The sequence below is a fragment of the Ignavibacteria bacterium genome, assembly GCA_036262055.1.
Lineage (GTDB): Bacteria > Bacteroidota > Ignavibacteria > Tepidaquicellales > Tepidaquicellaceae > DATAJP01.
On record DATAJP010000002.1, the window covers coordinates 170,309 to 189,325 of the forward strand.

The 19,017-nt window shown below is 36.4% G+C and carries 23 protein-coding genes; 5 read left to right on the forward strand and 18 right to left on the reverse strand.

All coding sequences use genetic code 11. The annotated features are described in order from the left end of the window. Positions 1–24: 24 nt before the first annotated feature. The 18 genes from VHP32_02450 to VHP32_02535 form a co-directional block, all read right to left on the reverse strand. On the reverse strand, positions 25–1,950 hold the full coding sequence (locus VHP32_02450) for a nucleoside-diphosphate sugar epimerase/dehydratase (GenBank protein ID HEX2786737.1): 1,926 nt from the start codon (positions 1,948–1,950) through the stop codon (positions 25–27). 96 nt (positions 1,951–2,046) lie between these two features. Beyond that, positions 2,047–2,409: a holo-ACP synthase gene (gene acpS, locus VHP32_02455; GenBank protein HEX2786738.1), complete on the reverse strand. Its 363-nt coding sequence runs from the start codon at positions 2,407–2,409 to the stop codon at positions 2,047–2,049. After that, positions 2,406–3,095, reverse strand: a complete 690-nt coding sequence (locus tag VHP32_02460) for a TIGR02253 family HAD-type hydrolase (protein ID HEX2786739.1) — start codon at positions 3,093–3,095, stop codon at positions 2,406–2,408. The genes acpS and VHP32_02460 overlap by 4 nt, the downstream gene beginning before the upstream one ends. Positions 3,096–3,111: 16 nt before the next feature. Then, a complete protein-coding gene (locus tag VHP32_02465) occupies positions 3,112–3,537 on the reverse strand; it encodes a transcriptional repressor (protein ID HEX2786740.1) in 426 nt (141 codons plus the stop codon). Next, positions 3,527–4,396, reverse strand: a complete 870-nt coding sequence (locus VHP32_02470) for a 3-hydroxyacyl-CoA dehydrogenase NAD-binding domain-containing protein (GenBank protein HEX2786741.1) — start codon at positions 4,394–4,396, stop codon at positions 3,527–3,529. Before VHP32_02470 ends, VHP32_02465 begins: the two co-directional genes overlap by 11 nt. Before the next feature lie 63 nt (positions 4,397–4,459). Next, positions 4,460–5,692 carry a folylpolyglutamate synthase/dihydrofolate synthase family protein gene (locus tag VHP32_02475; GenBank protein ID HEX2786742.1) on the reverse strand — a complete coding sequence of 411 codons (1,233 nt, stop codon included), beginning with the start codon at positions 5,690–5,692 and terminating at the stop codon, positions 4,460–4,462. 221 nt (positions 5,693–5,913) lie between these two features. Continuing rightward, entirely contained in the window at positions 5,914–8,193 is a 2,280-nt protein-coding gene (locus VHP32_02480; protein ID HEX2786743.1) for a cytochrome c-type biogenesis CcmF C-terminal domain-containing protein, read from the reverse strand. 91 nt (positions 8,194–8,284) lie between these two features. Further along, positions 8,285–8,683: a cytochrome c maturation protein CcmE gene (locus VHP32_02485; GenBank protein HEX2786744.1), complete on the reverse strand. Its 399-nt coding sequence runs from the start codon at positions 8,681–8,683 to the stop codon at positions 8,285–8,287. 3 nt (positions 8,684–8,686) lie between these two features. Continuing rightward, entirely contained in the window at positions 8,687–8,842 is a 156-nt protein-coding gene (locus VHP32_02490) for a CcmD family protein (protein HEX2786745.1), read from the reverse strand. Positions 8,843–8,845: 3 nt separating this feature from the next. After that, positions 8,846–9,502, reverse strand: coding sequence for a cytochrome c biogenesis protein (locus tag VHP32_02495; GenBank protein HEX2786746.1), 657 nt, complete (start codon positions 9,500–9,502; stop codon positions 8,846–8,848). A gap of 13 nt (positions 9,503–9,515) precedes the next feature. Beyond that, positions 9,516–9,986, reverse strand: coding sequence for a PH domain-containing protein (locus VHP32_02500; protein HEX2786747.1), 471 nt, complete (start codon positions 9,984–9,986; stop codon positions 9,516–9,518). Positions 9,987–10,000: 14 nt separating this feature from the next. Beyond that, complete coding sequence (locus VHP32_02505) at positions 10,001–10,405, reverse strand: hypothetical protein (protein ID HEX2786748.1); 405 nt, start codon at positions 10,403–10,405, stop codon at positions 10,001–10,003. 219 nt (positions 10,406–10,624) lie between these two features. Next, entirely contained in the window at positions 10,625–11,296 is a 672-nt protein-coding gene (locus tag VHP32_02510; protein ID HEX2786749.1) for a heme exporter protein CcmB, read from the reverse strand. Positions 11,297–11,315: 19 nt separating this feature from the next. Beyond that, positions 11,316–11,954 (reverse strand): ABC transporter ATP-binding protein, encoded by a 639-nt coding sequence (locus VHP32_02515; protein ID HEX2786750.1) that lies wholly within the window; start codon positions 11,952–11,954, stop codon positions 11,316–11,318. Positions 11,955–12,015: 61 nt separating this feature from the next. Continuing rightward, positions 12,016–12,507, reverse strand: coding sequence for an acyl-CoA thioesterase (locus tag VHP32_02520; protein HEX2786751.1), 492 nt, complete (start codon positions 12,505–12,507; stop codon positions 12,016–12,018). A 43-nt stretch (positions 12,508–12,550) separates the two neighbouring features. Continuing rightward, positions 12,551–13,312, reverse strand: coding sequence for an outer membrane protein assembly factor BamD (gene bamD, locus VHP32_02525; GenBank protein HEX2786752.1), 762 nt, complete (start codon positions 13,310–13,312; stop codon positions 12,551–12,553). A 21-nt stretch (positions 13,313–13,333) separates the two neighbouring features. After that, positions 13,334–13,981, reverse strand: coding sequence for a hypothetical protein (locus VHP32_02530; protein HEX2786753.1), 648 nt, complete (start codon positions 13,979–13,981; stop codon positions 13,334–13,336). A gap of 76 nt (positions 13,982–14,057) precedes the next feature. Beyond that, positions 14,058–15,344: a Glu/Leu/Phe/Val dehydrogenase gene (locus VHP32_02535; protein HEX2786754.1), complete on the reverse strand. Its 1,287-nt coding sequence runs from the start codon at positions 15,342–15,344 to the stop codon at positions 14,058–14,060. A gap of 311 nt (positions 15,345–15,655) precedes the next feature. On the opposite strand from VHP32_02535, the gene VHP32_02540 reads away from it, so the two are divergent. From VHP32_02540 to VHP32_02560, 5 genes are all read left to right on the forward strand, one after another. Then, the gene (locus VHP32_02540) at positions 15,656–16,312 is read left to right on the forward strand and encodes a hypothetical protein (GenBank protein HEX2786755.1); all 657 of its coding nucleotides are present in this window, start codon (positions 15,656–15,658) and stop codon (positions 16,310–16,312) included. Between the two features lie 43 nt (positions 16,313–16,355). Continuing rightward, on the forward strand, positions 16,356–17,372 hold the full coding sequence (gene sucD, locus VHP32_02545) for a succinate--CoA ligase subunit alpha (protein HEX2786756.1): 1,017 nt from the start codon (positions 16,356–16,358) through the stop codon (positions 17,370–17,372). Positions 17,373–17,419: 47 nt separating this feature from the next. Continuing rightward, positions 17,420–17,779 carry a dihydroneopterin aldolase gene (gene folB, locus VHP32_02550; GenBank protein ID HEX2786757.1) on the forward strand — a complete coding sequence of 120 codons (360 nt, stop codon included), beginning with the start codon at positions 17,420–17,422 and terminating at the stop codon, positions 17,777–17,779. A 41-nt stretch (positions 17,780–17,820) separates the two neighbouring features. After that, positions 17,821–18,306: a 2-amino-4-hydroxy-6-hydroxymethyldihydropteridine diphosphokinase gene (gene folK, locus VHP32_02555; protein ID HEX2786758.1), complete on the forward strand. Its 486-nt coding sequence runs from the start codon at positions 17,821–17,823 to the stop codon at positions 18,304–18,306. A 75-nt stretch (positions 18,307–18,381) separates the two neighbouring features. Next, on the forward strand, positions 18,382–19,014 hold the full coding sequence (locus tag VHP32_02560; GenBank protein HEX2786759.1) for a deoxynucleoside kinase: 633 nt from the start codon (positions 18,382–18,384) through the stop codon (positions 19,012–19,014). The last annotated feature ends 3 nt before the right edge of the window (positions 19,015–19,017 follow it).

Sequence of the window (19,017 nt, forward strand, 5' to 3'; positions counted from 1 at the left end):
CTATAAAATTAAATGTAAATAATGTTATTTTGATACAGTTTCTTTCAATTCTGCATGAAATGCAGGTTCATATTCCTTTATAATCTTCTTTAGCATATATACAATTTGAGATTTGTTTGAATTATTGGAAATTTCAATCAAATCCTCAACCATATTGTCAAAGTTTTCCATGCATACATTGCTGGCATTTGTTGCAATTAAAATTTTCTCGTGAAGAGTCTGTTCGTATTTTTCTTCTTTTATGAATAATTCTTCGAAAAGTTTTTCCCCGGGACGCAAGCCGGTAATTTCAATTTTTATGTCTTTGTCAACCTCATATCCTGAAAGACGAATCATATCGGCTGCAAGGTCAATAACTTTTATCGGCTCCCCCATATCAAGAACAAATACTTCCCCGCCTTTACCAAGAACCGATGCCTGCAAAACCAATTGTGATGCTTCAGGAATCGTCATGAAATATCTTGTTATATCGGGGTGTGTGAGTGTTACTGGTCCGCCGTCTTTTATTTGTTTTCTGAAAGTATGAATCACGCTGCCGCGGCTTCCGAGAACATTACCGAACCTGACTGCAACATAATTTTTATTAAAGTTCTTTGCATAGTTAAGAACAATCATTTCGGCAACACGCTTCGATGCTCCCATTATGCTTGTCGGATTTACTGCTTTATCAGTCGAGATAAGAACAAAATTTTCAGTGCCGTTGCGCAATGCGCTTTCAACAAGAATCTTTGTTCCGAGAACATTGTTAGTGATTGCCTCGCTCGAGTTCACTTCCATAATAGGAACGTGTTTGTGGGCTGCGGCATGGAATACTACCTCGGGTTTATATTTTGCAAAGATTGCATCTATTCTGTGCGGAAATCTTATATCGGCAATTAAGGTCTTAATAACAGGATTATGGCCGTTTGATAAAAATCCTATTCTCCTCATCAATTCCTGTTCAACATCAAAGATGGAGTTTTCACCATGCCCAAGCAGCACAAGTTCCTTGGGTTTAAATTTCAAAATCTGGCGGCAAAGCTCGCTGCCGATTGAACCTCCCGAACCGGTTACTAAAATTCTTTTGCCTTTTATAAATCTTTCAACCTCGTTAATGTCCGTATCAATTACGTCTCTTCTTAGTAAATCTTCAATCTGTACTTCACGAACAGAGTCAATTCTGACAGTCTCATCGAGCAATTCATATATACCGGGGATAATTTTTGTTTTAACACCAATCTTTTTACAAAGAGCAACAATTTCGCGTATGTCACTTCCTGATGCCGTAGGTATGGCAATCCATATTTTATCTATGTTATATTCCTTTGCAATTTCCTTAATCTGTCCTCTTTTGCCTAATACCGGAACACCCCTTATCTTAACTCCCTGTTTCTGAGGGTCATCATCAATGTATCCGATAGGCGCATACCCAAGCTGCGGATTTCTTTGCATCTCCTGAACAATTGAAATCCCTGCTTTACCTGCACCTACAATAAGTATCTTTTCAAAGTTATGTTCGCTAAATACTCTTTCGTTAAATCTTTCAATGATTCTTATGCTTAATCTTGTTATGCCTATAAACAATAAAGTTAATACGCCATCAAGAAGCGGCAATGAAAGCGGAAGTTTATTAAATTGAAGCACTTGAGCATAATAAAATATGCTGAACAATGCTGTCTGGCATATCAAAACGGTTATCCCTATGACAATCAAGCGTATAAGCTCATCGATACTTGCATACTGCCAGTATCTTCTATACAAACCTAACGGAATAAATAAACTGACTTTAAGAGCAATAAATACTACAGTTGCAAAAAGAAGCGCGGGATAATAATCAGACATATTGAAACTCCAGTCTAATCTGATTAAAAGCGCAATATAGGGAGTAATTAGAAAAGCAATTATGTCCAATCCGAAGAAATGACGATTTCTGACCTTTAGTATCTTGTTATATAGTGACTGTATTGGCATTAAATTGTATAAAAATTACAATAATTACGAAGTTTTAGTATAAATGGTTTTCAAAATCTAATTAAAAATATAAAATAATTCCATATAAATCAAATATTAATCTTCGCAGACAACTACGGCAGAGGCGTACTCTTCGGTATGGGAAATGCTGACGTGAAACTTATATAAGAAGAACCCCCTGTCAACTAACTGATGAATATACGGTTTGCCTTTTTTATCGTGAACAATTTCGATGTCTTTCCACGAAAATTCCTTGCCCACACCCGTCCCGATGGCTTTAGAGTAAGCTTCTTTAGCGGTGAAATTCCCTGCAAGATGAATTTCGGGCTTGGAAAAAGATTTGCAGTATTTTATTTCATTCTCAGTTAGAATCCGCTCGTAGAATTTATCTCCAAATTTTTCAACTATCTCGCGGATGCGCTTAATATCAATAATATCAATACCAATTCCAACTATCATTTTACAGAATTATTTAGTTTTTTAACTATGTTTATTAGTTCGGATATTTCATTTATTTCATAATCTGAATCAGGATGCTGTGTATTAAAAGTATCTCCATATCTTGCAAAAACCGTTCTCATACCAACGGCTTTAGCCCCGACCATATCTCTGTCAGCCCAGTCGCCAACCATCAGGCATTCATCTGCAGTAAGATTTAATTTTTGCAGAGCTAAATTAAATGGAGCTTTTGATGGTTTTCTTTCTCCCGAATCATCGTATGTTACTACGACATCAAACAGGTAATGAAAGTTTAAATAAGACAATCTCAGCCACGCTTCTTTAACAGGTGCATCCGAAACAACTGCAAGCTTAATTCCCATTTTAATCAATTCTATTAAAGTCGGGAAAACTTTCGGGTAAGGACTTAATGCCGCTTCCCGCGCAGTCCGATATGCAACTATGCCTGCCGAGAGTATTTTGTAATCAATTCTGCCGAGAACATTTTCGAGCATTGTGTCAAAAACTTTCTGATATTCAATTCCTTCTGCTTTATATATTTCATCAATCCGTTTGTGCGTTTCTTCAAAGGATAAGTTAAGCCCGGCATCAATCATTGCACCGATTGCCGCAGCTATTGCTCTTTCTTTAAGAAGCATAAAGTCAACAAGCGTGTTATCGAGGTCGAAGATGATTGCTTTTATCATTTAATCATCTCCGGTTTTATTCCGCGCAATCCTGACAAATTCCAAAGAACTCAAGTGAATGAGATATGTTTTTATATCCCCGTTTCTTTAAATCTTTTTCAATGTTATTTCCAACACAAAAATCAACGTTCTCAACTTTCTTGCAAACTTTGCACACAACATGGTGATGATGATGCCTGTCAAAAATTAATTCGTAACGCTTAAACTCGTCTTTAAAATCTACTTCATTAACAATATTAAATTTTAAAAAAGAGTTTATGGTTCTGTAAACAGTTGCAAGGTCTGTTCCCTTAGATTTTATTTTTGAATGAATTTCAGATATTGTCAGAGGGTTATGATTTGCTCTTAAGATCTGCAGTATTTCCACTCTCGGGCTGGTAACTCTGAGTGAATGAGTGCATAATACTTCCAACAATTCCTTATCTTTTTCTTTACTTCTCATAACTGTAAAATCCCTTATCCGTCTTTCTGCCAAGCAAGTTAGCATCTACCATTTTCTTCTGAATGAAGTTTGGTCTGTATTTAGAATCATAGAAAAACGCATCAAAGACGGATTTTGTTACTGAAAAATTAACGTCAATACCGATTAAGTCCATAAGTTCAAATGGTCCCATTGCAAACCCTCCGCAGTTCTTCATCACCTTATCAATTGTCTTAAAGTCTGCTGTTCCTTCGCTGTACATTCTGAGTGCTTCGCCGTAAAATGGTCTCGCGATTCTGTTCACAATGAACGCCGGGGTATCTTTCGCCATTACAGGAACCTTGCCGATTTTTTTTGAAAGATTATAAGTTATATCCGAAACTTCATCGGTTGTAAAATCACCTTTAATAACTTCGACAAGCTTCATAATGTTCGCGGGATTAAAAAAGTGCATCCCGACAACGCGTGACGGATTATTTTTCACGAACGTCGAAATCATTGTAACGGACATTGAAGAAGTATTAGTTGCAAGAATCGCAGTCGGTGAACAGTTAGCATCAAGCTTTTCAAAAATATCTTTTTTGATTTCATAATTTTCAGGAACAGCTTCGATAAAAAAATCACACTTTGCAAGCTCAATGAACTTCGATGAAAAATCCAGGTTGTCCAAAGCATCTTGTTTTGCTTCAGTGGTGAGTTTGTTTTTTTCGACTGCTTTATTGAGAGTTTTTAATATTTGATGACCCGCTTTACCGAGTATCTCGTCGTTTATGTCATAAATAACGACTTTATAGCCGTTGGTTATGCAGGATATAGCAATGCCCGCTCCCATCGTTCCTGACCCAAGAATTCCAATAGTTTTAATGCTATTTAAGTTCATTAACTAATATACTTTTTAAAAACGTTTATTTATACTCATTTATTTATCAGAATTGATAATAAATTACTGTTTTTTATATGTTTTTAAGAAATCTGACACAACAAAAAATGAGCCTGTGATAAGCAGTAAATCATCTTTTTTAAATGCAGTTTTTATGAAATTATATGATTCTTTTAAGTCTGGTTTTGTGATAATGTTTTTCGTTGAATTAAAAAATTCTGCGAGCTCTTCCGGCTCTGCGGCGCGTTTGTACTCCGGCTTAGTTAAAATAATTTTTTCCGCTTTGAGCTTTTTAATCTGAGAAATGCATTGGGCAATTTGCTTGTCTTTCATTAAACCGAAAATCACATAAAGATTTTTATACTGAACCTGTTTTAAATTATCTGAAAGATTTTTTAAGCTTTGTTCGTTGTGCGAAACATCGATTATGATTTTCGGATTCTTATTTATTAACTCAAATCTTCCGTGAAAATTTGAGTTCGAAACAATATTTTTCAATCCGCGTTTGATGTTCTTTTTTATATGCGGAAGTTTTTCCTTCTTCAAAATTTCTTTTAATGCAGCAACGGCGGTTCGTAAATTATTTTGTTGGTAAGCGCCGATTAACGGCAAAGTTAAATTTGAAATTTTTGTTTTATCTGAATCAATAAACTTTGCATTTTGTTTTTTGCAAACTTGTTTAATTATTTTTTTGCTGGTTGCAGAAACATTACCGATAATGCAGACAGAATTCTTTTTTATAATGCCGGCTTTTTCTTTTGTGATTTTTTCGATTGTGCTGCCGAGAAAATTTGTGTGGTCAATGGAGATGGATGTAATAATTTCTATAATAGGGTTTAAGACATTTGTAGAGTCGAGCCGACCTCCTAAACCTGTCTCAATTACTGCAAATTTGACCTGTTTTTGACGAAAATACTCGAATGCAAGAGCAGTTGTAACTTCAAAAAAACTCGGTTTAATCTTTTGAATTAATGGAATAAGTTTATTCGTGAAATCAACTATAAATTTTTTTGAAATGAGTTTTCCATCAATTAAAATTCTTTCTCTGAAATCTAAAATATGCGGTGATGTATATAAACCTGTTTTAAAACCACTCTCGATTAAAATGGAGTTTGTCATCGCGGATACGCTACCTTTACCGTTTGTTCCTGCAATATGAATTGCCTTAAAAGATTTTTCGGGACGACCGAGCTTGTCTAAAATAAGATTGATATTTTTTAAATCATATTTTATTCCTACCCGCTCGAGTGAGAATAAATAATCTATGCACTTGTTATATGAAGTAAATTTTTTCAATTATTATTTGACAATAAAAAAGGGGCATTGCCCCTAATCTCATAGTTTTGTTTTAACACACCCCGTCTCCGATTTCATCGGAGCCACCCCTCTCAAGAGGGGATTTTTAAAACAACAACTTTATAACTTTAAAAATCCCGACAGGTCGGGACTTCGCTTCGCTCAGCTTTATAAACTTTACGAACCTTATAAACTTTACGAACCTTATGAACTTTATAAACTTATAGAATCTCTTTTCTTCTTCTTATAATGGAAATAAAAAATCCGGCTACGAGAATTATTGTGCCTGCCCAGAGAATGTTAATGAACGGTTTTATGGAAGCGGTTATTACAAGCGCTTCTTCTGTTACCTGATGTTCGTCATGTTCTTTCTTAACTCTGTTATCAACTATTGCAAACGTGCCTGCGGGTCCGCCTTCTTCCTCACCTTTGATAGCCATCTTAGTAAAGTAAAAACTATAGTTATCATTACCGGTCATTTTGGCTTCATAATACTCAGGATTCCCGTCAGTATATTTTATTTTTGTCAAAATGTTTTCGGTAAATTTTGAATCTTTTACTTTCAAAATTGCACCCATTTCGAAATTTCCTGATTGAATTTCTTCTCCGCCCTTTTGCATATTTCCGAAATCGAAATCAACGAACTCAACCGATAAATCTCCAACTTGTTTTACTTCGCCTTTTTTAAACTCATGCAGGTCTTCCTGTGCAAACGTTTCCGGCTCGACAAGCCCCATTGGTGAAATATATAAATCCTTTGTTGCAAAGTTTGCAATATCGGGATTTTTCATAACTCCCTGTGAAAAGGCGCTGTAATACATAACTGGCTGTAAGACCATTTCTTTTCCGTCCTTCTCGAGCAGAATATTGAAATGATATTTTGTATCGGTTTTATTGTTTGCATCTTCAAACGGGGATGCTCCGACATAAGTCATTGTATATCCGAATGCATTGACCGGCTTGTTAAGCTCAAGAGTAAGATTTTCCTCTTTGCTGTATTTTGCCGAAGCAATAATGCCGAGAAAAACAAGCGCAAGCCCGACGTGAGCAATGTATGCGCCGATGTTGTCTCTTTGTTTTTTGAAAAGACGAACCGCAATTTCTATATTAACGAAGAATGCAAACAGCGCAGCGAGAGCAAAGAGCGCAAAAAGAAAATCCTGAACGCCGACCAGTACAAGACCGATGGTTACAATAACGGCAAGTATGAGAGGGAAAAACAATCCCTGTATAAATTTTTCATCACTCGATGTTTTCCATTTCAGCAAGAGACTGATACCGTTTATGAATGCAATGAGAATAGCTACAGGCAGATTCATCCTGTTGTAAAATTCAGCATCAATCGAACCCTTTGCAATTATAGGCCAGCTTGTTCCTGCAAGAATTATCACTGCCGCTGCACAAAGCGTAAGCGAGCCGACGAATAAAGCATTTTCACGAGTTAATAACTTTTTATTTTCGGGAGCATATTTTTTTAAGGTCTTAATCCTGAAAACAAAAGCAAAGATTGCAATTAAAATAAAGAGCGAGATGAAAACTATCAGAGATAAATAAACTTCCTGCCCGGGGTCAACAAATGAATGAACGGATGAATCGCCGAGCACACCGCTTCGAGTCAGGAACGTTGAATAAAGCACAAGCAAATATGCAATGATACATAAAATCAAATTTGTTTTTATATAACCACCGGTTCGTTTCTGCGCAACCATTGTATGAATTGCGGCAACGATTATAAGCCATGGAATGAATGAGGAATTTTCTACGGGGTCCCAAGCCCAGTAACCGCCCCATCCCAGAACTCCATAAGCCCAGTAACCGCCCATCATAATTCCAAGCCCGAGGATACCGCCTGAAAACAAAAGCCACGGCATAGCAAATCCAATCCAGTCTTTATAACGGTTTTTCATTAATGTCCCTATGGCAAAACAAAACGGGACAGCCATTGATGAAAAACCTACGAAAAGTGTAGGCGGATGAATAGACATCCAAAAGTTCTGGAGTAATGGATTTAATCCTCTGCCATCCGGAGGAATGAAACCGTATTCAACTTCACCCGGAAAAGAATCCCATACATAATTAAATGGCGATTTTAAAATCAGAATGAATGCAAGGAATGCAAGCACTAAGCTATAGACACTCATTACCTGCGGTTCAAGACGGTCGCCTTTGCCGAGATAACGCATCAGGAAAATCCCAATAACTGCAGTCATGAAAGTCCAGAGCATAAAGCTTCCTTCCTGACCTGCGTAAAACGTAGAAATCAGAAGTGGCAATCCGAGCTCACGGTTGCTTTGTTCCCAAACGTAAGTATATTGAAACTGATGCGATAAAATATTGTACAACATAAATGCCGATGCACCAATGACGCTGAATGCACCTGCATAATAAAAAATTCTTCCGAACTTCAGATATTTTTCCTGTTTAAAATGAACCAGCAAAAAAGAGATTATCGAAAGGACTGAAACTGCAAACGCTATGTATATTAAAAACTTTCCGAGCAACTTATATTATTTATGATGTTAGAAATGCAAGGGGATTCTTTCCCAAAGGGACGACTATGCCGCGCTTCGCTCAGAATGACACCTTTATGATTTATAATTGTGATTTCTTTATTTCGTCAGGATGCGCTTCATACTTGGAAGGACATTTTGTTAAAATATCTTTCGCCATAAAGCAGCCGTCTTTGACTTTACCTTTTACTACAACAGCTTCAGCAACTTCAAAATTATTCGGTTTTGCTCCGTCAAAAATAACTTTCATTTCGTTGTTGTGATCATCGCGCATATAAAAACTGAAAGTATTTGTATTACCGTCAAACTTTGTTTCCTTATCTTTCAGCCAGTATCCTTTTACCTCGACAGTCTTGAGTCTGTTTTGCGCTTCTGCAAAATCAACATATTCAATTTTGCTGTCCATAAATGACATAAAGCCGACAACAAGAAATGCAAGTATTATGATTCCGCCGATAATGTATTTTGCTTTACCATTCATAAATTAACTGTCCTGTTTCTTTTCTGAAATTCTTTCCAGATTTTTTAATTTCTTTGAAATGCCGCTGAGATACATAAATAATCCGAGCCAAATGATTAGCGTAATAATAAGAACAACATATATTGAATTGGTTTCTAAAAAGCTATAAAGACTATCCAAATATTATCCGTTTAATTTGTAGTTTAACAATTCGCTTCTGATTTTAAGTCTCAGCATCCACCAAAATAACACCGTAAAACTTACCAATGAAGTCAAAAATATTATAAGCATAGAGCTATCCATATTAATTTTACCCTGAGAATTAACGATCGGATCCGGATGCAAAGATTCCACGATTCTCGGCATAATAAACATAAAAAACGGGACGGTTACAAACGCAATTATTGCATAAACAGAGCTTAATCGGGCTTTTTGTTCGTAAGAATCAAGTGAGGCTCTGAGCACAAAATATGCTCCGTAAATCAGGAGTAATATGAAAATGGAAGTCTGACGCGGGTCCCAGTTCCAGAAAGAACCCCAGCTGAATTTTGCCCATACTGCTCCGGTTACAGTTGCAAGAATGCAGAATAAAAATCCGAGATGTGCCGATGAATATGCTTTGATATCATATTCGGGATTTCGTGTTCTCAGATATTTAACTGCATAAATCATCGACATTAAAAATGCAACGAAGCTAATCCATGACATAGGAACGTGAAAATATAAGACTCTTGCTTTATCGCCTAACGCGGGGATGTATGGGATGGGAACAAGAAATCCCAAAAGAATTACAAGTGTGATTAAAATTAATGAAGCATATTTGAGAAATGTGTCAGTCATAATTATTATTTCACTATTCTACGTCGAGCTCCCGAACTCCCTTTGCGGTTTTCATTTTCTCAACATTTTCCCTGATGATGTCAATTAATTCTTTTGGATTTTTCACCGCGGGAATTAAAACGTGCGGTGAAGATTTATCAATTGTGATTAATTCAATAGTCCCTAATCCGAACAATCTTAAAAAAAACGGCTGGAGAATTTTGTAATCACGCACCCTGTAAAGCTCAAGGTCTTCTGTCTGCTTGCTGAATATTCCCGTAGTTTTTCTCAAACGCTGTGTTGTAACTTCAAAGACTTCGGATTTAACCTTCAGATAATTAATTATAAGCATAACAAGAGGTACGATTAATAAAATCAAGAGAAGCGGAAGAAACAATATAGAAACAACAACTACCGCAGCGGCTATTATTAGTATTAAGATGAACGCGCCTAAGTTTAAAACCTGTGAAGGCGAGCCGGTCCAAAGTGTTTTTTCTTTATCCATTTTTATGAATTTTGTTAGTCCTGCGGAACCGGTTTGCCCATCATAGTATAAATCTCTTCGATTTTTTCTTTGTTCTCTTTTGCGTCTTTGTTATTCGGATCAAGCTCAAGCACAACTCTGAAGAATCTCAGCGCAGGTCTGTATTTATCCTTCGGGGGCAAATCGGCATCATAGGTATAATACATCCCGGCTGCCATATTTTTATTTATTGCATCCTGCTTATTAAAATCACTCGATTCCTTTTTATATACAGTATAGCTATCCTCTGCTTGCTGCTTCAAATTTTCTGCCTGCTGGTCGCCTGAGTTTGAAGTTTTTGAATCAAAATTACTGTGAGGATTTTGAATCCCGTCCTGCTGATTAGTTTGATTTTGATTTTGCTGACCGCCCGGCGTAACAGTTGGTTTTTTTTCTTCCATTTTAGAACAACCGGCGAATGCGATAAATATAAATAATGTTAGTATTAAAAAACTTTTCATGATTTCTTTAAACTGTTGTAGAACCCTTCAGGGTTCGTTAGAACGAAAGCTAAAGCTTTCGGCTACTTTATTAATGTTTATGGGATTCCCGCTTCCGCGGGAATGACTTCTTTTGGTTTATTACAAAATTACCTTATTTGTTTAAATAATTAAATGTAGCTATTCTTCCCAAATGAATTTAAAAAGCATAATAGAAGCAGTAAAAACGACGATTATATAACAAATCATTATTATAAATTCATCAACAAGAGCAAAAATCTGCGCTCCCGAAGCAAAAAGCTTTGATGAATGAATTATTGTTATAAGCAATGGAATCAGAATTGGAAACGCTAGCACAGGATAAAGCGTTCCTTTTGAGTTAGCTTTTGAAATAATTGCTGCGATTACTGTAAGACTGATTACCAGACCTTTTATTCCTATCAGAAAAACCAAAACATAACCGAATATATTCATAATTTGATAATCCATTATCATAACAAACAAAATAAGAGTCAGGAATCCCGTAAAGTAACTTAACACCAGGTTGAACATTAACTTACCAATGAAGACAGCTTCAGGAATTGAACTTAGCTTCAGTGCGTTAACAGTATCCTTGTCCTGTTCTTTTATAAATGTTCTTGCAAGACTGCTGACCGATGCAAAAAAAATCACAACCCAAAAAAGCCCCGTCGTAATATCCTCATCAAGTTTTTCATCACCTGCTGCGAACCTGATAATTGCCACGCTTATGAGAACGAACATCAAAAGCGAGTTAAGAACATATTTTGTTCTGAATTCGGATTTTAATTCTTTTCTGAATACTTCAATTACGTTTTGTATAAACTCATTCATTTGTAATCTTCTGTAATATTCATTTATAATCTTCGATGTTTAAAGAAGCATCACAAAGTTTCTTCTCTTCATCATCATTTGTTGCAAGAAGTATAAGACAGTTTTTCTTTCTGTTTTGTATAATATTGAAAAATATATCGCGTCCCTCGTTATCAAGATTGCTTGTTGGTTCATCAAGCAGCAGCAATTCAGGGTCATTCATAATCGCAAATGCAAATTTCAGGCGCTGCCTCATACCAGATGAATAATTTTTTACCTGTTCATCTTTTGCGTTCGATAAATTCAGTTCTTCAAGATATTTATTAATAATACTTTTCTTTTGCGGGTTTAATTTATTTACACCTGTTTTCAGATTATAAAAAAATAATAAGTTTTCATAACCTGTAAGCTCGTCGTACAAATTCAGATAAGGCGCAATGAGCCCCGTTGCTTTATATAATTTATTTTGAGGAAGCCCGTAACCGTTTTGTGAAATTTTATATGAACCTGAAGTAGGATTTATAAAATTTGCGATGATTTTAATAAGGGTGGATTTTCCGGAACCGTTTTTTCCGGTGATGGCAAGCGACTGCGAGGTTTTTAAATCAAATGAAACATTTTTAAATACATTTTTTCTGTCAAAGTCCTTTGAAATCTTATCGCATATTAGTTGAATCATGGTGGAAAATTTACTTCGTGGACAGATAGGAATGTCTGTCCTGCCCAACAATTTAGTTGAGTTATATATCCATTACGATGCCGTGTTTCTGGCGTAATCTTTGCTCGCGTCGTTTCAACGCCTGGTCATAGCGTCTTATTTCTTCAGGGGTTTCAGGAAGAACTTCGGGAACGAGTATCGGTTTCTGTGTAACTTTATCTATTGCAACGAAAGTCAAATAAGCGCTGTTTGAGTGAAAAACTTCTCCTGTATAAAAATCCTCAATCTCGACTTTTACACCAACTTCCATAGAAGTTTTAAAAGCTCGGTTGACTGATGATTTGAGACGGACAATTTCGCCAAGTTTGATTGAACGATGAAAAATCAGGTTGTCAACTGCAACGGTTACGCAAATAGTGTTAGCATGCTTTGCTGCAGAAAGCGCAGCTGCAATATCCATAAAGTGCATTAAGCGTCCGCCTGCAAGATTGCCGAGAACGTTTGTATCGTTCGGCATTACAAGCTCAACCATCTGGATTTGAGAATCCTGAACTGTTTTCTTTTTTTGGGACATTGGAAAAGAATGGGATTCCCGCCTGCGCGGGAATGACTTCCCTCTATCTAAGATTCGAAGCGATTTCGCTTTTCAAGCTTCGCACTCTTGCAAGAAGAGGACTGTCTTTAAATTTTGTTTCGAACTTTGTTACTTCTTCAGCAGCTTCGGAATATTTTTTTCTTTTTATGAGCGCTTGAATTTTCCCGAGCGCAGCGTCATCGGCATATTCGGTATCAAAGTAATCATTAAGCACATAGTCGTAATAAACAGTCGCAGCTCTGTAGTCATCCATATCCATATAAAGATTTGCACTTGCATAAGCTTTTAAAGCGAGCTTAGTTCTTAATTCCTTAATGCGTGATTCAGCCTGAGACGTATATTGATTGTCAGGAAAAAGCTCAAGGAAAAGCTGAAATTGTGATATGGCGAGCTTTGTATATGTCTGATCAAGATTATATGCAGGCGACAAACCGTAGTAGCACATTGCAAGATTATATGCGGCATTTATTACCTCCGGTCCTGAAGGATAATTCTTTATATACATTTCAAACTCATATGCAGCAAGAATATATTCTTCTCTTTTATAATGGCTCATAGCGAGGTAATACTGCGCCTTGTCTGCGACCGTGGTTCCTGAGAATTTTAGCTTTATCAAAGAAAAATCTTCGATTGCCTGAAGATAATCACCCTCATTATAGCTTTTCATCGCGATGGCGAGAGCTCTTTCGGGGTCGTCTGTGTTTATGTTGCTTTTGCTTGCAGATGAACATGAATACAGCACTGCGGAAATTAATAAAATAATTATATAAGTATATCTTTTCATATTATATTGTAGCACAAAAAGTCAGTTGCTTCTTATTGCGAAAAATAAAACAATTGTTACTGCCGAGATGACAATCAATCCTGCCGGAATCAGGTATTTGTTAAAAAAGTTATCTTCGGGAAGATTAGAACTTAAAAAAGAATAATTACTGTTTTCGATTTTTTGTTTTAATGAAATATCAACTTCGTCCGAATATTTATCTTCAATTCTCTTTGTATATATTACTGTATTATCACTTAACCTGTTATAACTCACATCAAAGCTAACGCTTATAACTCTGTTAAAACTTTTATTGCCCAGAACTCCTGTTCCGCCAAATCCGGGATAACTTACATTTACCTTTACATTCCTCACTTGAAGCTTTGCAGGAATATAAGCCAGGTCTGCGTTAAAAGGACGGAGACTATACTCATCAAGACTGTTTCTCAGCTTTCCGTTAATAAAATTTCTAAGTGAAGAATTCTCTTCATTAATCTCAACATATATAGTATCCGACTCAAGAAAATTTTTCAGCTCATCAATATTCTTATTTATTAGGTCTCTAACAATTTCATCGTTAGTTTTTACATTAACATTGATATTCGTAGAGTCAACCTGAGCATAAGAATTATTAAAAAGAACAAAAGAAAATATTAAAGAGAAATAAAATAAAATTATCCTGTATATCATTTATAATTTATGTGTCACCATTTTAAAAGGAATGGGATTCTTCGTCACTTCGTTCCTCAGAATGACACATTAAATCTTACCCGTATATTCCTCTGAGCTTCAATACCTGTGAAACTTTATCGATTGCATAAACATAAGCACCAAGTCTGAGTGTTGTCTGGAACTTAACCGCAGTTTCGTAAACATTATCAAAAGCTTCTGTCATCATTCTGTTCAATCTGTTATTAACATCATCTTCTTCCCAGAAATATCCGAGTCTGTCCTGAACCCATTCAAAATAGGAAACTATAACACCGCCTGAATTTGCAAGTATGTCGGGGATAACCATTATGCCTTTGTCTCTAAGAATCTGGTCAGCTTCAGCCATCGTCGGACCGTTAGCGCCTTCAACTATAACTTTGGTTTTAATTCTTGGAGCGTTTTCAGCAGAAATCTGGTCTTCTTTTGCAGCAGGAACTAAAATGTCACATTCTAATTCGAGTAACTCTTCGTTGGTAATCTTTGTTCCGAATTCACCGCCTTCAAGTGTTCTATTTTTCTTCACATATTCGATTGCCAAATCAACATCAATACCGTTCTTGTCATAATATCCGCCTGATATATCACTGATGGCAATAATCTTTGAACCTTTTTCTCTGAGCAATTGCGCGCTGACCGAACCGACATTTCCGAATCCCTGAATTACGGTTGTAGTATGTTTAACATCAATTTCAAGACGTGCAAGAGCGCACATTGCCGCAATCATAACTCCGCGTCCGGTTGCTTCTCTTCTACCGCGTGAACCACCGATTATAATCGGCTTGCCTGTAACAACACCGGTTACAGTTTTTCTTCTGTGCATTGAATATGTATCCATTATCCATGCCATCACTTGTTCATTAGTATTCATATCCGGTGCAGGTATATCTGTATCCGGTCCGAATATCTCAAGCATATTGGAAGTATATCGTCTTGTTATTTTTTCAAGCTCTGTCATTGAAAGTTTTGACGGGTCGCATTTCACTGCGCCCTTTGCTCCTCCGAAAGGAAGATTTGCAATTGCACATTTCCATGTCATCCATGATGCAAGCGCTTTAACTTCGTCAAGGTCAACGTCAGGTGAATATCTGATGCCGCCTTTTGAGGGACCTAAAATGTTATCATGTATGACTCTATATCCTTCGAATACTTCGAGCTTGCCGTTATCCATCTGAACGGGTATCGAAACTATTACGGTTTTGACAGGATATTTAAGATAGTTATATAATCCTTCTTCGAGATTATACATCTCTGCTGCTTTATCGAATCTAATCATCATTGATTCGAATGGATTTGCCTCGCCTTTTCTATACGGAGCCGGTTCTTTGTATGTTGATTCTGCCATTATTTAAAAAGTTAGATTTAAAATTTGGTTTTGTGAGTTTAAGCTTCTTTAAAATTTATAACATAAGAAAACCCATCAGAATTTCTAAAATAAAAAATGCTTCTTCTCATTCTGTCGCTGAAAAGAAGCATTTTCATATTAAATCCTAATGTTTTGTTAAACTCAGTATAATCCAAAAGTTAAATATATGTCAACAATAAAATTAGCTGAAAGCGATGAGGTATTCAAGTTAATATTTGAGGATTTATCCACAAAACCAATTAATAAATTGAATAAATTTTTTAATTAGAGTATTTTGTTAAATATAGTTTATGAAAAACAAATATTTATTCATTTTACTCTTCGGGTTTATTGTGCTGAGTTCGTGTAATAAAAAAGAAGAGCCGCAGTTTGTTCCTCCGAATCAGGAATTTAATGCCGATGCTGAAAAAGAAAGATTAGCGCGTGAGGAATTTGAACGGCTGAAAAAGCTTCAGGAGATTACGGGTGATTCTACTACTCACATTGATTCCATTACATCGCATATTGATTCGACTGCAATAAGAGATTCACTTGCCGCCGCAGAGAAAAAAAAGAAAGACGCAAAGGTTGTTCAGAAAGAAAAAGAGCTTAACAAGAAGGTTACCAATCCGAAAACCACAATCGATGATTATCTTGAATACATAAAACGCGGAACAGATGAGGACGGCAACTTTGACAAGAACATGAATAACGCTGCAAGCTTGTGGGAAGGACGCTCCAAAGAAAAATTCAAGTCTGCGTATAAAAACGTAAAGAAGTTTGTAATACTTTCCGAACCTGAAGTTGTTTCGCAGAAAGGAAACAGCTCAACGGTTAAAGTTAAGCTGAAGCAGGTTGAAGAAGTCAACGGCAAGGAGCAGGAAACCGAGATGACGGTAACATATAATCTTGTTTCAGACGATACAGGAAAATGGAAAATCAAGAATAACAAAATTTCAAAAAAATAAATAAGCTAACTTAAAACATATTACATAACATACAAAATACTAAATGAGCATTCTTGTTAATAAAAAGACTAAAGTTGTTGTTCAGGGAATTACAGGCGGTGAAGGAACATTCCACGCAAACCAAATGATTGATTACGGAACAAAAGTTGTTGCAGGCGTTACACCGGGAAAAGGCGGAACGAAATTCAATGACAAGATTCCGATTTATAATACAGTTAAAGATGCAGTTAATGAAACAGGAGCAGATGCGTCGGTTATTTTTGTTCCTGCGCCTTTTGCTGCCGATGCAATTATAGAAGCAGCTGATGCGGGTATCGATGTGATTGTTTGCATCACCGAAGGAATTCCCACCAAAGATATGATTAGAGTTTACGATTATATTAAACACTTAAATACAAACGGCAGAAGTGTTCGATATATAGGACCAAACTGTCCGGGGATAATAACTCCTGATGAATGTAAAATCGGCATAATGCCGGGGTTCATTCACAAAAAAGGAAGAGTGGGGTTGATTTCAAGAAGCGGAACGCTGACTTATGAAGCTGTAAATCAATTAACAAAGCTTGGTATCGGACAGTCAACATGTATCGGTATCGGTGGCGACCCTGTGATTGGAACACGATTCATTGATGCAGTAAAATTATTCAATGAAGATAAAGATACTGATGCGATTGTTATGATAGGTGAAATCGGCGGAAGCGCTGAAGAAGAGGCGGCATATTACATAAAGAAGAATGTAAAGAAACCTGTTGTCGGATTTATTGCAGGGAAAACTGCTCCTCCCGGAAGAAGAATGGGACACGCGGGAGCGATTATTTCAGGAGGCAAAGGAACTGCCGATGAAAAACTTGCGACTATGCGTGAGTGCGGAATCATTACTGTTGATTCTCCTGCTGACATCGGAGCAGCAATGCAGAAAGCTCTGGAGAAGTTGTATAAAAAGTCTTCGAAAAAAACTTTAAAGAAGTCAGGTAAGAAAGTTACTAAAAAATCTTCTGCAAAGAAGACGAAGAAGGTTGTTAAGAAAATGACAAAGAAAACAGCAAAGAAGAAAAGATAAGAATGGGATTCCCGCCTTCGCGGGAATGACTTCAACAAAATAATTAATTGACCAAGATTAAAATAAATAATGCGAAGTTTTATGCTTATCACGGAGTGCTTGAGTATGAGAAGGAATACGGCAACCAATTTGAAGTAGATATCGAGATGGACTGCTTCCTGCCGGGATTGAAAATGACTGATGACCTGAACAATACAGTAGATTATCTTGCTGTGTATAAATTAGTTGAGAAGATTTTTACGACACATAAGTTTAACCTGATTGAAACCGTGAATGAAATGATTGGAACGGAAATACTAAATAACTTCGATAAGGTTTATGAAGTGACCGTGCGAATAAGAAAACCAAACGCACCGCTTGGCATTATCGACAACGTTGAGATTGAACAAAAATATACACGTGAATAAAATTTTTCTTCCCCCTTCGGAGGGGGATTGAGGGGGAGGATGTGAAAGTATTTTTAGGGCTTGGTTCTAATTTAGGCAACAGGGTTGAATATATCGAGAGAGCGATTGAAGAAATTGGTTCTTTAAAAGATACGAAGATTATAAAGAAAGCATCGCTTTATGAAACCGAACCGTGGGGTTTCAAGGAACAGCCCGATTTTATAAACTCTGCGGTTGAGATTGAAACAATGCTTTCTGCTGAAGAATTGTTTAATGAAGTAAAATCAATTGAACAGAAGCTCAAACGGAAAAGCAAAGGCAAGTGGCAGGAGCGGGAGATTGACATAGATATTTTGTTTTATGGAAACGAAATTATTAAATCGGAGAGAATAAACATTCCTCACAAAGAAATTGAGAAAAGAAAATTCGTTTTAATTCCCATGTATGAGCTTGCACCGGATTTTGTTCATCCGGTTTTTAATGAAACAATAACTGAGCTTTTGAGTAAGAGCGGAGATGCTTTGGTAGTAAAGAAATATGAAAATTAACACGATCGGGGTTTCCGTTTATACGGAAATGACTTCCCAGAAAACACGGAGGATATTAATATAAAATATATTGCAATAGAGGGGGTTATAGGCGCAGGAAAGACTTCGCTTGCAAAAAAGCTTTCAGCGCGATTGAATGCGAAGCTTGTCCTCGAGAACTTTGATGAGAACCCTTTTCTTGAAAGATTTTATGAAAGTCCCCAGCAATATGCATTTCATACTCAAATGTATTTTTTGCTCAGCCGCTACAGGCAGCTTGCGGATTTGCGTCAGCCGGATTTGTTTCACGAATATATTGTTGCCGATTATATTTTTGAGAAAGATAAAATCTTTGCTTATCTGAATCTTGCAGATGACGAACTTAAGCTTTATGAAAAAATTGCAACACTCATAGAGAAAAATCTCGTCGTCCCTGATTTGATTATATATCTGCAATCAAGCATGGACAGGTTGATGTTTAATATCCGTCACAGAGACCGGGAGATAGAAAAAGAAATCAGAGAGGAGTATATAAAAGATTTAAATGAAGCATATAATTATTTCTTTTTCAGATTTAAGACAACAAAAGTAATGATAGTAAACTCTACCGAGATTGATTTTGTCAATAATGATGAAGATTTTGAAAAATTAGTAACTGAAATTTTGAAACCTGAACGTCCGGCGATGGAATTTTATGACCCGGGCGCAAGCAAGTCCGCAGAAAAATAGACA

What these genes read in the sequence shown, in the direction of transcription:
- VHP32_02450 (HEX2786737.1), bottom strand. Translation starts at nt 1,950, where the DNA reads ATGCCAATACAGTCACTATATAACAAGATACTAAAGGTCAGAAATCGT.
- acpS (HEX2786738.1), bottom strand. Translation starts at nt 2,409, where the DNA reads ATGATAGTTGGAATTGGTATTGATATTATTGATATTAAGCGCATCCGC.
- VHP32_02460 (HEX2786739.1), bottom strand. Translation starts at nt 3,095, where the DNA reads ATGATAAAAGCAATCATCTTCGACCTCGATAACACGCTTGTTGACTTT.
- VHP32_02465 (HEX2786740.1), bottom strand. Translation starts at nt 3,537, where the DNA reads ATGAGAAGTAAAGAAAAAGATAAGGAATTGTTGGAAGTATTATGCACT.
- VHP32_02470 (HEX2786741.1), bottom strand. Translation starts at nt 4,396, where the DNA reads ATGAACTTAAATAGCATTAAAACTATTGGAATTCTTGGGTCAGGAACG.
- VHP32_02485 (HEX2786744.1), bottom strand. Translation starts at nt 8,683, where the DNA reads ATGAATGGTAAAGCAAAATACATTATCGGCGGAATCATAATACTTGCA.
- VHP32_02495 (HEX2786746.1), bottom strand. Translation starts at nt 9,502, where the DNA reads ATGACTGACACATTTCTCAAATATGCTTCATTAATTTTAATCACACTT.
- VHP32_02500 (HEX2786747.1), bottom strand. Translation starts at nt 9,986, where the DNA reads ATGGATAAAGAAAAAACACTTTGGACCGGCTCGCCTTCACAGGTTTTA.
- VHP32_02505 (HEX2786748.1), bottom strand. Translation starts at nt 10,405, where the DNA reads ATGGAAGAAAAAAAACCAACTGTTACGCCGGGCGGTCAGCAAAATCAA.
- VHP32_02510 (HEX2786749.1), bottom strand. Translation starts at nt 11,296, where the DNA reads ATGAATGAGTTTATACAAAACGTAATTGAAGTATTCAGAAAAGAATTA.
- VHP32_02515 (HEX2786750.1), bottom strand. Translation starts at nt 11,954, where the DNA reads ATGATTCAACTAATATGCGATAAGATTTCAAAGGACTTTGACAGAAAA.
- VHP32_02520 (HEX2786751.1), bottom strand. Translation starts at nt 12,507, where the DNA reads ATGTCCCAAAAAAAGAAAACAGTTCAGGATTCTCAAATCCAGATGGTT.
- bamD (HEX2786752.1), bottom strand. Translation starts at nt 13,312, where the DNA reads ATGAAAAGATATACTTATATAATTATTTTATTAATTTCCGCAGTGCTG.
- VHP32_02530 (HEX2786753.1), bottom strand. Translation starts at nt 13,981, where the DNA reads ATGATATACAGGATAATTTTATTTTATTTCTCTTTAATATTTTCTTTT.
- VHP32_02535 (HEX2786754.1), bottom strand. Translation starts at nt 15,344, where the DNA reads ATGGCAGAATCAACATACAAAGAACCGGCTCCGTATAGAAAAGGCGAG.
- VHP32_02540 (HEX2786755.1), top strand. Translation starts at nt 15,656, where the DNA reads ATGAAAAACAAATATTTATTCATTTTACTCTTCGGGTTTATTGTGCTG.
- sucD (HEX2786756.1), top strand. Translation starts at nt 16,356, where the DNA reads ATGAGCATTCTTGTTAATAAAAAGACTAAAGTTGTTGTTCAGGGAATT.